Here is a 13,459-nt window from a genome sequence, read left to right on the forward strand (position 1 = left end):
TCCTTAACGTGGACGGGCATGGGTCGGACGGACGACCGTGCCGCCACCGGGAGCCGACAGATGAAGACCCACCGATCCGACGCTCGTCGGGCACCGCTGCACCGCGCCGCCGCATCCCGAGAGGACGCGCCGCTCCAGACAGTTCAAGCGACCGCCTCGGACCCGCAACGCTCGCTGCGGGAAGGCATTGACGACTCGCCACGCGTGCAGGCGCAGAGACGCGCCATCCAGACCGCGTTCGGGAACACGCATCAGCGGCGAGACACCGCCAACACCCCGCGCGGCGACATGCCGGTCCAGAGGATCCGGGTCTCGATCGATGGCGAGTCCATAGACACCGACCACTACTCCTACGCCACGCTGTTCCAGCAATCCATCCGGTCGAAGATGTCCGAGGTGCATCGCCAGGCATTGAAGGAGGAACTGGAACTCCGGAAGCACCAGGGATTGATGGATCCGATACTGGCGCCCGTGCGCCGCCCCGATGAGAAGGAAGCGAAACGCAGTCGCACGCTGGCAAGAAACCTGGAGGCACGCGCGCTGCTGCGCAGGATGCTGGACGAAGGGCTGCGGAGCGGCGACACCGTCTTGAAGAACTCCTGCGAATACGCCCTCTCGGGAGCCAAGAAGATCTACGCCGTCACCGTACTCGAGGAAAACTACGACGTGCTCTCGGAAGGCGATCGGGCCGCGGACGAGAGAGCCATTCAAGTCCTGGAGGAATACGTCCTTCTGTACCCCAAGGCGGAGAGCGCGCAGGATCCTTGCGACATCCTTTCCACCGCCAATCCCGGCTATCAGATCGACGACTACACCGTGCTGGCCAACGATCCACACATCGGCGTGGAAGCGAGCCGCCGAACCAAGGGCTGGGCCTTGGACGGCGCCATCGCCGTCGTCGTGCATGAGAACGAAGCCTCGGCAAGGTCCTACCTCTATGAAACGCTGAAGCACGAAGTCCAGCACAGCGTCGATGGCAGCGAAGAGGAGACGGCTGGGCTCGGGGAGAGGAGCGATCACAACCTCATGGCCCTGGCCCTGGCGCGTTACAAGACGGAATACCGCGCCTTCTACGCCATGGACCACGCGCGGGTTCGTGAGTTGCGCGAACAAGGTGCGCTGGACAGGATGGTGGCGTTCCACTACAGCGAGAGCAAGCAGGTCACGGAACTGCAGAACGTCTTGTTCGGGCTCGCATTCAGGGACATGCAAGACGACTTCTTCATGATGAAGCGTGACCACAGGAGGCGCGCCAGGAAGACGGGACCGCACGAACCCATGCTGATCTTTGAAGACTGCATCGATGAATTCGTCGGACGAGCGCTGCTGCTCGATCCGCTGGGCGAGATGATCAACCCCTTCAACTCGGCCCGCATCGTCCGCCTCTACGGCGCATTGCGGGGCAAGAGCCTCATCGCCATCCGACAAAGCCTCTGGCAGCTGGAGAAGCAGGAAGCCATTTTCATCCGCACCAATCGCGCGGCGAAGCTGAAGGTGGAGGCGCTGCTCTCCAGCTTTCCCCAGGGATCGCAGGACCTCATCAGGAGCTGGATCCCTCACGCGGGATGACGGCCGCGGGCGGCGAGCGGGAAGGAATCCGACCTCGACATGGCCCTCCTCCAGCGCCTGTCGCGACAGGTCGATTCGCGGCAAGTCGTCGGACTTCGCAGTCGCGGACATCGATTCGCGTCGTCGGCCCGGGGAATCGCGGCGGCGCCTAGCGTCGGCACGACACTTCCGGTCGACCACGCATGCAAAGCTCTCCCATCCGCTCCGGTCAGCGCGACCCTGCCGCCAACACGCAGACGGCGCCGACCGCGCAGGACGGCTCAGGATCCGCCACGTCGAGCGCCTCCGCCCAACCGCGGCGGGGACACGTTTCCGCCATCCTCAGCAGTGGCATCTTCTCGCAGTCGTCCCCAGCCGCAACGGCTCCGGCGATCGGCACCGCGACGCCACCGCCACGGCGCCGCCTGCAGGACCAGTTGAGCCGGCCGGCGTCGGCGACGCCCACGGCTTCCATCTCTAGCGCCTCGACCTCCGTCCTGCCCCAGACGCCAGCGAACCTTCCATCGCTCCCCTCGCGGATCGGCAATCCGACGGTCCTTTCCTCGCGGCCACAGCCGCAGGTCAGCGCCCAGGTCGACACGCTGGCGCTGACGACGACACAGCGCCCGGCCTCCGACGTCTCGACATCGACTGCGCAGCATCAGCAGGCTGCGGTGACGACGGGCTCAAGCACCATCGCCACAGCGACTGCGACAGCAACCAGCATTCCGGCGGCGACTGTTGCCCCGACGAGTCCGACGAGTCCGACGACGCCGACTGCAGCCGCGAGCGCGGCAACCGCCCCGCCCCTGCCCACGCACATCGACGCCCAGGACGTGCCGGGCGGCATGGACAAGCAGTGGTTCCAGCCGGCGGGCTCGGCCGTCGGCTGGCTGCAGGCGCGCAACCCCGGCACGGCCGAGGCGGTGAATCGCGAGAAGGCCACGATCAAGACGCTCGCGGACCTGGGTTTCCCGGTGGGCCGGGTCATCGAGGGCCCGCCGCCACAAGCGCTGGCGCGCCAGGGCACGCCGATGCCGGTCATGACCGGGGGCGGCATGTGGATGGAGGCCATCGACAAGGTCGAGTCCAAGAAGCCCAAGGTGCTGGCCAGCCCGATGCTGGGAGCTCAACAGGCGGACGCCGTCGTGCGCAAGCTGGCGGGCAAGAACGTGGACCTCACGGCCTTGAGGGACAACCTGCAGACGCTGCAGCCACGGGTGCCGGAGCTCTGCCAGCACGCCGGCGAGGTCGACCTGGCGTTCACGCGCGAAGGCAGGGTCGTCCTGCTGGACGTGGCGCCCGATCCCCGCATCGGCACGATCGCCAGCGAGGAAGGGGGCACAGCGCAGGTGCAGCGCGGGCTGGATCAATTGCTGGCGGCGGTCAATCGACGCCTGGCGCAGGGCGGCTGAGCGCGGCGTTAGCCGCGAGGCTTCCGGCGCACGCTGCCGCGCCACGTATCGCCCTCTGCGCGATGGCCTGATCGGGCCGCAACTGCTGCAAGATGGAGGCTTTCCACTTCGCCCCGACCTCCCATGCGCCTGAAGCACATGCAGTTCTACGGCCACTTCGACGCGCGATGCGATGTCGCGGGCTTCAGCATGGCGCGGCTGCTGGCGCTCAATCCCGAGCATGAGGTGGCACCGCACGAGCACGAGGACGGGCATTTCATCGTGGTGCTCGAGGGGCGCTACCGCAGCAGCGCCCGCGGCGTGAGCACGCTGCTGGCGCCCGGCGATGTGTTGTGGAATCCGCCGGGCACGCGGCATGTCGATACCTTCGCGGGCGCGGGCGGACGCTTCCTCGCGCTGAGCGTGAAGGCCGGTCAGGCAAAGGCGCTCGGCCTGGACGATGGCGGCGCCCGGCGGCTGCTCGGTGCGCCTCAGCAGGCGGCGCTGGGTCTGGCGATGCAGCCGCTGTCTTCGGACCTGGGGAGCCTGCTGGACGCGGAGGACGCTTGCCAGCGCCTCTGCCTGCTCACGCGCACGACCGTCGCGCGGGGCGACGCGGCCGCGCAGGCGGGCGACGAAACGCGCGAACCTCTCTGGCTGCGGCGCTGCATGGAGCAGTTGCTGGAGGAATGCGAGCAGCCGCTGCGGCTCTCCGCGCTCGCGCAGGCGGCGGGCGTTCATCCGGTGTCCCTGGCGCGGGCCTTCCGACGCCACTACGGGATCTCGCCGGGCCAGTTGCAGCGGCGCACGCAGCTGAACCGGGCGGCGCAACGTTTGAAAGAGGGCCTGTCGATCGCCGAGGTCGCCACGCAGCTGGGCTTCTCGGACCAGAGCCACTTCACGCGGCTGTTCCGGGCGGAATACCGCTGTACTCCGGCCGCATGGCGGGCCGGGTTCAAAACGTTCTAGACGCCGCTCCGCGGGGCCGGAGAACATGCGCGGCATGACCATGCCCCACTCCTTCCTCCTCCGTTTCTGCCTTGTCTGCCTCGTGGCCGGCGCCCGGTTGCGCCGTTGCGTCTTGCCTTCAATGCTGGTGGCGCTCCTGGGCGCCTGCGCGACGCAAGACCTGGCCCCTGCGGACGCTGCGCTCATCGCACAAGATCACTCCGCGCTGGAGACACTGCCAGGCGCGACCAGCGTGCTGCTGCAGCGCCATGGCCGGGTGTTGGTCGAGTTGTACGCCCGCGGCGCGGATGCCCGGACGCTGCACGACACGCGTTCCGTCGGCAAGCCGGTCACCGGCCTGCTCGTGGCCGCGGCCGTGCAGGATGGGCTGCTGAGGCGCGAGATGCCTGTCTTCGCGGAACTCGCGGACGCGCAGCCCTTCGCGAACGATGGCCCCGTCAAGCGCGGCATCGTGGTGGAGGACCTCCTCACCATGTCCTCCGCGCTCGACTGCGACGACAACCTGCCCGACAGTCCCGGCAACGAAGAGAACATGTACCCGCAGCAGCGCTGGCTGCGTTGGGCCACTGACTTGCCCACGCGCGCCGTGGCGCGCGACGCGCAGGGCCTGGCGCCCTTCGCCTATTGCACGGCGGGCGTGTTCCTGCTGGGTCAGGTGCTGGAACGCCGCGCGCCGGGCGGGCTGGAAGCCTATGCGCAACAGCGACTCTTCGCCCCGTTGGGGATTGCGAGCTGGCAATGGGCGCGCTCGCCCAGCGGCGAGACGATGACCGGCGGCGGCCTGCGCCTGCGCACGCGCGATTGGGCCTCGCTCGCACAGCTGCTGCTTCGCCAAGGCGCCGGGCCGGACGGCCAGGTGCTGGCGCCTGAACAGGTCGCGTCACTGCTGACCGTGCGGCGATCCCCACCGGGTCCGATGCAGTACGGCGAGCTGTTCTGGCGGCGTGACTACGAGCTGCGATGCGGTCGCGTCGGCGCGTGGTTGATGTCGGGGAACGGGGGCAACCATGTGCTGGTCCTGCCGACGCTGGACGCGGTCGCGGTGCTCACGCGCACGCACTACAACCAGCGCGGCATGCATCAGCAGAGTGTCGAATTCATGACAGCGCTGCTGGAGCGGCACGTGTGCAGTGGGAACGACCTCCGCCCTTGAGGGTCAGGCTTTGCCAGGCGCCGCTTCTCATACAGGTTGATGAGCCGAAAAACTTGACACTCGGGCATCGGACGCGCGCGCTGATGCGGCAACTGGCTCTCCGTCCTCGCAAATCCCAGCTTGGCATCCGCCTTGCGTAGCCCTTCCCTTTCGAAGACAAGTCGGAGGGGATCCATGAGCGAAGAGGTGCGGCCGGACGTTTCGAAGCCCAAGCTGGGCGCCCTGGGGGCGCTGCTGGTGATCGGGCTCGGTTCACTGTGGGGAGTCGGAAGCGTCTTCGAACCCGAGACCTTTGTCCTCTCCGGATTGACGCCTGGCGCGCCGCTCGGGGCGATGGCGACCAAGGTCGCGCTCACGAAGACGTCCACCATCTATGGCGTCATCGCGGCGGGTCTTTCGAGCTCGCTGGTGATCGTCACGCTCTACGAGCTCATCAAGCTGTTCGTCCAGTATTCGGTCTGGTCGACGACCAAGCGCCCGAAGATCGAGAAGTTCTTCGGCAAGGGCGCCTCTGAACGTCCCGAGGACGCGGAGATCATTGCGCAGACGGATCCGTTGAGGAAGATGCTTCGGGGGCTGGTGGACGATTCCGATGCTGCGCTGGAACGCGCCCCGCACCACCGGCTGTACAAGGCCCGGCACTGGGTGAATCGCTACGACGTGGAGGCGGGGCGGGCCATCCTGAAGCTGTTCCGCAAGGCGGGGCTCGCCGCCCCTCAGCTCAAGCCGGTCGACGAAGACCGCGACCAGAAGCCGGAGACGGCGCCGTTCAAGATGATGCTGGGCCTGGGCTTCACCAAGGAAGCCGAACTGCTGCGGCGGCAGTTTGCCGGATGGCTGCGGGTCGAGATGACGCCGATCGGCGACGCGCTCTCCATTCGCACCAGCCTGCTGCCGGGGAACTGGCAGTCACGCCTGGTCGGGGTGCCGGGATCGGATCCTGAATTCACCACCTTGCATCCTCGCAACTGGAGTGTCCAGCGATGGCTGGAGAGCCCGGAGAGCTCTCGCGACTACGGCGTGATCGTCCGCCACGCCAGCGACACCGGCGGCGGGTCGGGCGCCTGCGTGTACTTCTGGATCGGCGGCTTCACCGACAGGGGAACCGCGGCGGCAGGTCGATACCTGGCCGAACACTGGGAAGACCTGAACAAACGTTTCGTCGAACGGCGTGATGCCGCGAATCCGTATGGCGATTTCCTGATCGTCATCGAGGGGGCGAGCCAGGACAAGGATCGTAAGAAGAACGCCGCCTGGACGCTCGTCGCCGACTTTGTAGTGCAGCCCGCGGACGTGGCGACCAAGGCGGAGATGAAGTGGTCTTCGAAATAGCGACGAGACGGGCGCCTGCAAGCTTGCTATGGCGCGGTCATCGCTCATGTCAGCTGAGCCGCCCTTTCGACAACCTTCGCGAAATGCTTTTGGATGACCGAAAACGGGATGTCGATGTCACGGGCGCCACCCGCGATCTGCCGCGTTAGATCCCACGGTCAGCCTCGCGCGTGGGTGAACTCCGACAACTTGAGGCCGGTATAACCGCCATAGCTCTTCCAGACGTTCGTCAGGAATCGCCGAAGTTCCTCATCGCGGGGTGGCGGAACGACCACGAGGCCTGCGGCGGAGCTCCACTCACGAGCCCTCAGGTGATCGGCTCCGCGCCGAGATCTCGGAACTCATAGTAGAGCGCCGGAATGACAGGGCCAAACACCCATGCCTCCACTTTTCCGTCGATGAGTGACTGTCCCGTGAAGCCCGCATACCAGCCGTTGGGGTAGTACACCAGCTTCTGCAGCTTAATCGGGTCGAGTTGTTCGCCTTGGGGTCGATCTCTGATCTATATCGGAGATCTTCGGAAATTCGTTCCTTGGCGTGAGTAATGAGAGAGTGATTGTCCCTTGAAGGTTAGATCTCCTATGCCTTGTGGATGCCTACCCTCAGCTGACACGGCAGACTTCCGACGGTGACAGTCTGACCAAGGGAGAGACTTATGGTTACGGCAAAGCAGCGAGGGAGCAAGACGTCGAAAGATCCGCGCCCAAAGACGACAACGATGGCTCCGAAGTCGGCAAAGAACAAGATGAGCAATTCCGAGCTCGATCGAATCAAGAGGCTCATTCGTGCAAAGGGTGATGCTTTGCTCAATCTCCCCAATGTCACGGGGGTAGGCGTCGGATACAAGGTGACTGGAGGAAAGCGCACGACTGAGCCTGCGCTGCAATTCAGCGTGGACCGGAAGGTTGTCCCGCAAGCACTGGCGGCCGAAGGTGTTGCGGCCATTCCAGCGACGATCGATTTCGAAGGGGTCTCCATTCCCACGGACGTCGTCCAGCGTGTCTATCAAGCGGGCTATGTTGTCGTTGCGCCTCAGGCAAAGACCGAGCGTAAGAAGCGTATCGATCCGCTGCGACCCGGGGTGAGCGTCGGGCACATCGCATCGACAGCTGGAACCTTGGGCGCCATCGTGACGGACAGAGCGTCCCATGCGCCTGTTCTCCTGAGCAACTGGCACGTTCTCTGCGGTGCGACAGGAAAAGTGGGCGATCAAATCGTGCAGCCTGGACCGTTCGATGACGATCGCGTTTCACGTAACGGCATCGGAAAACTCCTGCGCAGTCATCTCGGTCTCGCTGGCGACTGCGCCGTGGCCTCGGTCGAAGGGCGTCGCCTGGATGCGAATATTCTCGACCTGGGTGTTCCAGTCAAGGCGATCGGAAAACCGGAATTGGGTGACTTGGTGGTCAAGAGCGGCCGCACCACAGACGTGACCTACGGTGTGGTGACGCGAGTCGACGCGTTGTTCAGGATGCCCTATGACGACATGCCGGATCAGACGATCGGAGGGTTCGAGATCGAGCCTTCTCCCAAACATCCAGCCGCAGCCAATGAGATTTCCAAGGGCGGTGATTCAGGCGCGGCATGGCTGGCGGTTGACAAAGGCGACAAGGTTACGTCGACGATGCTGGGCTTGCACTTCGGCGGCGACGCTGAAGGATCCGAAGGAGAGTTCGCGTTGGCCTGCTACGCGCAGAGCGTCTTTGAGAAACTGGAACTCGAGCCACTCTCCGATACCCCGTCTCTGCAGGCCCTGCGAGCAGTCTCGATCGATTCAGCCGAGGCGCTTTGGACCGGGTTTCAGGAAGGGTTCCTGGACTTCGCGGTGCCACGACCGAAGTTCACCAAGGCGACCGTCAATGATTTGGTGGGTCTGAATGGCGGGGACTGGATCGACTACTGCCACTTCACTGTGTGGCTGAGCAAGAGCCGTTGCTTGCCACGATGCGTGGCCTGGAACATTGACGGCGCAGCAAAGAAGAGCCTCAGTCGCAAAGGAATTTCATTCAAGAAGGACACTCGTGACGGGTTGGATGCATTCCAGTTCGGCGACGAGCTATACGCTGGAAACGATCTGGATCGTGGACACGTGGCGCGCCGCGACGATCTGGTATGGGGCGCGCCAGCCGAGGCCAGACAGGCCAACATCGATAGCTTTTATTTCACGAACATGACGCCACAGCATCAGGCATTCAACCAGTCGAAGCTCAAAGGAAAGTGGGGGCAACTCGAGAATGCGATCCTAGACGAGGTAGACCTCAAAGACTTGCGTGTGAGTGTCATGGCAGGTCCAGTCTTGGCGGATGCGGATCAGCCATATCGTGGGGCTCTGCTTCCCTCCGAGTACTGGAAGATCGTCTTCTACGTCGATGCCGAAGACGGCGAGGCTAAGGCCCGAGCGTTCATCCTGACCCAGAAGGATCTGCTCAAGAAGATCAAGCCCGAATCCCTGGAACTGAGCGAGTTCCGGTGGTACCAGGTTCCTCTTTCAAAGGTCGAGGAAAAGACCGGTCTGCGTCTCGGGCCAGCGTTGCACGCTATCGACACGAAGTTCCCACAAGCGCTTGGTGTCGAACAGGCGCGATTGGTCGAGAACGGTATGTTCTTTCCATAAAGCATTTCATGTCTGAAGACAGTGTCCAACGTGACTCAGATAAACCACGTACGGTCGCCGATCGATCACCCTCGATAGGTTCGATGTGAGCAAGCAGGGCTTCAAGATGCCGGAGTTTCTGGTGAACTGGTCACTGGCTAAAGTGGCCTACAGCATTGTGTTGATCGCCGTCATCTGGTTCTTTCTGCAGGAGCTCTACCAGGTCTGGTTCGAACGTCGGCTCTATATCGCTGAGACGATGTATTTCTCTGACGGTAAGGTGGACGCTGCGCGCGGAGCCGCGTTCGGAGGACTCGTGTTGGCAAACCACCACCGAATGAGCTCCGACTTGCGTGCGGAGAACGACGCAGGCAGTCGCGACGACTCAGTGAAGACCGAACGACCGGATGTCTACGTACGCGCCAAGGGGCTACCGAGCGAAGGCCCAAGTCTTCCGGCGGGCACGCAGCAGTTGGACCTAAAGATCTCTGGATTTGACATTGGAGCCATCCTCGCCCAGCTTCGCCGTTGGGTGAGTCCTAGTAACGAGGCGTCGCTAACGATCGAGGCCCGCAGCATAGGGCAGACGTCAGGACTGGTTGAAGCTGCCGTGAGTTGGCCCCAGGCACCGACTCACTCCAACGAGTCGATTTCGTCGCTTCGGTACTTCTCTACCGGCCGGTTGAGCAGCGATGATGCAGCTGCGGCGACGATTGCCGCAACGTTCATATGGGCAGGTCTCGCCAAGGACGAGAAGCTGCGGAACGAGGTACCGGTCAACGAGTTCGCACGATGGATACGGGCTTGGGGCTGGTACAAGACTGTGCGGGATGGCGGCAGGCCTCCGGGAAAACTTTTAGCTGAGGAGATCCAACTCCTCAAGGCTGCGGGATTGGAAATACGGCCGCTGCTAGACGGCAGAACGCCAGTGTTCGTCGAGGTCTGGCGTCTGGCGGCGAACATGCTCGCACTGGATCCCAATTGCATCCCTGGCAACATCAACGGCTTTGACTATTACAAGGATCTGTACCTGGTCTCCGTTGGCAAACTTCCGCCCGCCACGCGGGTCGCTACCACCCCAACCCTGGCGGTACAGAAGGCGGCAGAAGAGATTGGGCCAGGTTCGCTGGTTTGGAGTTCCGACGGCAATCTCGCGGTGAAAGTGACGGCTGTGGTTAAGGACACCAACGGCGCACGATTTCTTCTTCTGCCTGGTCTCTTCGCCAATGGTTCCGGCAGCAATGCTCCTGTGTTCTTTGGCGCAGGCAAACAAGATCGAAAACCTGTTGCGAGGATCGTGAGGATTCTCCCGCTTGGCAGAGGGGATCCATCGGTCGCATTGGCCAAGCTAGAGGATGGGGTGACAGCGACAAACGGGGCTTTGAGCAAGGACATTTCGGTGCTTCGAATTGGAGACGAGGTGCATGTCTACGGCCAGCCGAAGACGGCCGTGGTGTCAGCGGTGGAGATGACCTTACGGGACTTGGGATCCGGATTGATAGAAGTGAGTCCGAAGGTCACCGGGGTCGGGGATGCCGGTGCGCCGTTCGTAGATGCCAAGAACAGGCTACAGGCAATGGGATATGCCGGCTCAACGTCCGCGGGCATGAGCTATCTGATTCCAATTGCCGAGTTGATGTCTCGCGAGGGGCTGAACGTTGATTAATTGCTCGGAAAAGAAAGACCGAGTTCGATATTGCGTGCGAGGCTAAGAGAGCCGATCCACCGAAGAAGAGAGGCCCATTGAAAATGCCGAGCACCGGCTTGACGACCATCAGCCTCCGTCAAGTCGCGTAGTAGAAGTGGGAAGACTCGCGCCGAGCATACCCAGCCCTTCACGCAGCGACTCCTTCACTGCGTTAGCCACGTGCTTGGCTGGATCACCCTCCGCGCTGTTGTCGGCGAGCATGGCCAGCATCGACGCGCCGCTGACCAGCAGAGCGCGGAGATTGGCCAGCGCCGAGCCCGTCGTCAGATCCGCGCGCAGGCAGATCGCATCGGAGCCGATGCGCGGTCCGAAGATCTGCGGCTCCGTCATGCCCCAGCCGTGCTGCAGGTGGATCAGCGTCTGCTGATCGCAGCCCGCGAGCGGATGGCGCTGGCTCATCGGCTTGTCGGACTCGTCGATGCGTGCTCGTTGGAAACTTCCCATGTCGTACTACCCCGGTCAATGCTGGACACCACCGGCTCCGACGTTGAAGGCGACATACCTTCGGATCGACCGGAGAGGTGGGCGAGATGTTCAACTCACGACAGACCCAACGTGAGGCCGTCCTCGCGGATAGGCCCATCTCGCCCATGACCAGATGATCAGGAGCCAGACACCAGTCCTAGGACCGGCGCCGAAGTCTGTGGCGGGTTGAATCACCGGGATCCATGCTGCGTCCGATCGGGACTTCGTTCTTTGATCCATATCAAAGACTTCCAGCCATTCCTCCCTTAGTGGGGGCGAGGGGGATGGCATCCCCCATGAGGGTCAGGGCTTGTCAGTCGGCACCAGTCCCGCTGTGTTGGAGGCGGCCTTATGCTCGGCGCCTATGTCCGACACTGATCCCGATTGGTATGAGCTTCGAAATGCCCTTTATGCAGGGGAATACGAGCGGTCCACCGCCCTCGTCGCTGCTCAGCCCGAACTGATCCACCTCAGGAATGGCATCGGCGAGACGGTGCTTCATTTCCTCGCCGTGGAGAACGATCAGGCCGCCGTGGCATGGCTTCATGCACGCGGGTCAGACATCAACACAAAGGACTCGTTCAGCGAGCCCGTCCTGTTCCAGGTGGCGTCACTCGGCTACAAGGAACTGTTCAGCTGGCTGGTCGCAGCAGGCGCCGATCCGTTTGCCAAGGGCCCTCACGACCAAGACCTTGTCGACTACCTGTTGGAGTTCGACAAGGAAGAAATGGCCGATTGGGTGCGTGGCCAAATCGACGGTCTTTGACTCGCGTCTTTGGGAACGCCTCTGAGGCGGATGATGTCGGCGCCTAGTTGGAGTGACGGCATCGGGCTGCCAGTCAGCCGCGAACCCTCAAACGCGCAAAACTTGCCACCGCCGCCAGCCCCGCGGTCACACCGCCCAGCGCCAGCGCGACGGTCGGGCCGTCACGCAGGCCGGCCAGATGGAAGCACAAGGCGACCAGCGCGGCGCCGCTGGCCTGTCCGAGCAGCCGCACCACACCGATGACGCCGCTGGCACCGCCGCTGCGGTGCGCAGGCGCGCTGGACATCAGCGCCGTCAGGTTGGGTGCCTGGAAGAAGCCGAAGCCCGCGCCGCACACCGCCATCCACAGCACCAGCATCGGCAGCGAGGGATCGTGGGACTGCAGCGCCAATGCGCACATGCCGATCGCCAACAGCGCCAGGCCGATGCCGCCCAGCAGCCCCGGCGCATGCCGGTCCGACAGCCGGCCGGCCAGCGGCGCGGTGATCGCGACGACCACCGGCCACGACGTCATGAGGTACCCCGCGTTCGCAGCGTCGCGGTGCAGGACCTGCTCGAAATAAAACGGCAGCGAGACGAAGGCCAAGCCCTGGGTGGCGAATGCGCAGACCGCGGTCACCGCCGACAGCGCAAACATGGGCCTGCGCAACAGGTCCACCGGCAGCATGGGCGTGGCGTGACCGCGCTCGCGATGCAGCAGGAGCGCGCCGGCGACCATCGTCACCACCACCGCGGGCATTACCTGCGTCCAGGCGGCCAACTGCGCCATGGAGCCCAGGGCAAAGATCAATGCCGCGAAGCTGGCGGCTGTCAGGACCGCAGTGCCCACGTCGAAGCCGTGCGGACGGGGTGGGCTGCTCGGCAAGGTCGGCCAGGCACAGGCGATCGCCAGCAGGCCCAGGGGGACGTTGATGCCGAACAGCCAGGGCCAACTGGCCGCGGACAGCAGGAGCGAGGCCACCGTCGGCCCGACCACGAAGCCAATGCTCCCCACCAGCGCATTGAGGCCCACGCCGCGGCCCAGCCGGGTCGGCGGGAAGATCTGGCGGATCAGCGCGATGTTCACGCTCATCATCGCGCCCGCGCCTATGCCCTGGAAGGCTCGCGCGGCCGCCAGCAGCTCGACGCTGGTCGCGGCCATGCACAGCCCCGACGCGGCGGTGAACAGCACCAGCCCCCCGAGAAAAACACGCCGCGGGCCGATGCCATCCCCCAGCGCGGCGAACGGCAGCATCGTGGCGACGACCGCGAGCTGATAGGCATTGATGACCCAGATGGCGTCGGCGGCATGCGATTGCAGGTCGGCGGCGATGGTCGGCAGCGCGACGTTGGCAATGGCCGTGTCCAGCGTGGAGAGCATGACGCCTAGCAGGACCGCCAGCAGCGCGCTGCGTCCGCGAGGGTCAAGGCCTTGTTTTTCTCGTTGCTGATCGTCGGGCGACATCGCGGACTGCTGCTCTGAAGGGGGAATGAGGCGGCCCCACGGAGCTTTGGACTGCGCCGCCCCGGGTGGACCGTTCACTATCATCGG

At 64.1% G+C, this 13,459-nt stretch carries 11 protein-coding genes; 8 read left to right on the forward strand and 3 right to left on the reverse strand.

Translation table 11 applies throughout. The features are described from left to right. Positions 1–60 precede the first annotated feature (60 nt). The 5 genes from AC07OZ_RS05515 (at position 61) to AC07OZ_RS05535 (ending at position 6,396) form a co-directional block, all read left to right on the forward strand. The gene (locus tag AC07OZ_RS05515; protein ID WP_495466146.1) at positions 61–1,569 is read left to right on the forward strand and encodes a hypothetical protein; all 1,509 of its coding nucleotides are present in this window, start codon (positions 61–63) and stop codon (positions 1,567–1,569) included. Between the two features lie 182 nt (positions 1,570–1,751). After that, the gene (locus AC07OZ_RS05520) at positions 1,752–2,963 is read left to right on the forward strand and encodes a hypothetical protein (protein ID WP_495466147.1); all 1,212 of its coding nucleotides are present in this window, start codon (positions 1,752–1,754) and stop codon (positions 2,961–2,963) included. A 123-nt stretch (positions 2,964–3,086) separates the two neighbouring features. After that, positions 3,087–3,911 (forward strand): helix-turn-helix transcriptional regulator, encoded by an 825-nt coding sequence (locus AC07OZ_RS05525; RefSeq protein ID WP_495466148.1) that lies wholly within the window; start codon positions 3,087–3,089, stop codon positions 3,909–3,911. Between the two features lie 34 nt (positions 3,912–3,945). After that, positions 3,946–5,064 carry a serine hydrolase domain-containing protein gene (locus tag AC07OZ_RS05530; RefSeq protein ID WP_495466149.1) on the forward strand — a complete coding sequence of 373 codons (1,119 nt, stop codon included), beginning with the start codon at positions 3,946–3,948 and terminating at the stop codon, positions 5,062–5,064. A 174-nt stretch (positions 5,065–5,238) separates the two neighbouring features. Continuing rightward, the gene (locus AC07OZ_RS05535; RefSeq protein WP_495466150.1) at positions 5,239–6,396 is read left to right on the forward strand and encodes a hypothetical protein; all 1,158 of its coding nucleotides are present in this window, start codon (positions 5,239–5,241) and stop codon (positions 6,394–6,396) included. 307 nt (positions 6,397–6,703) lie between these two features. On the opposite strand, the gene AC07OZ_RS05540 is transcribed toward AC07OZ_RS05535, so the two are convergent. Continuing rightward, positions 6,704–6,844 carry a type II toxin-antitoxin system antitoxin SocA domain-containing protein gene (locus AC07OZ_RS05540; RefSeq protein ID WP_495466151.1) on the reverse strand — a complete coding sequence of 47 codons (141 nt, stop codon included), beginning with the start codon at positions 6,842–6,844 and terminating at the stop codon, positions 6,704–6,706. A gap of 297 nt (positions 6,845–7,141) precedes the next feature. On the opposite strand from AC07OZ_RS05540, the gene AC07OZ_RS05545 reads away from it, so the two are divergent. Then, positions 7,142–9,010 (forward strand): DNA/RNA non-specific endonuclease, encoded by a 1,869-nt coding sequence (locus AC07OZ_RS05545; RefSeq protein WP_495466152.1) that lies wholly within the window; start codon positions 7,142–7,144, stop codon positions 9,008–9,010. An 85-nt stretch (positions 9,011–9,095) separates the two neighbouring features. After that, complete coding sequence (locus AC07OZ_RS05550) at positions 9,096–10,655, forward strand: hypothetical protein (protein ID WP_495466153.1); 1,560 nt, start codon at positions 9,096–9,098, stop codon at positions 10,653–10,655. 108 nt (positions 10,656–10,763) lie between these two features. On the opposite strand, the gene AC07OZ_RS05555 is transcribed toward AC07OZ_RS05550, so the two are convergent. Further along, on the reverse strand, positions 10,764–11,141 hold the full coding sequence (locus AC07OZ_RS05555) for a hypothetical protein (protein ID WP_495466154.1): 378 nt from the start codon (positions 11,139–11,141) through the stop codon (positions 10,764–10,766). A 385-nt stretch (positions 11,142–11,526) separates the two neighbouring features. Here AC07OZ_RS05555 and AC07OZ_RS05560 point away from each other — a divergent pair, with 385 nt between their 5' ends. Continuing rightward, entirely contained in the window at positions 11,527–11,928 is a 402-nt protein-coding gene (locus AC07OZ_RS05560) for an ankyrin repeat domain-containing protein (protein WP_495466155.1), read from the forward strand. Between the two features lie 73 nt (positions 11,929–12,001). Here AC07OZ_RS05560 and AC07OZ_RS05565 read toward each other — a convergent pair whose 3' ends face one another. Then, positions 12,002–13,372 (reverse strand): MFS transporter, encoded by a 1,371-nt coding sequence (locus tag AC07OZ_RS05565; RefSeq protein ID WP_495466156.1) that lies wholly within the window; start codon positions 13,370–13,372, stop codon positions 12,002–12,004. Positions 13,373–13,459 lie beyond the last annotated feature (87 nt).

Source organism: Roseateles sp. GW821-FHT09G03, assembly GCF_059416045.1.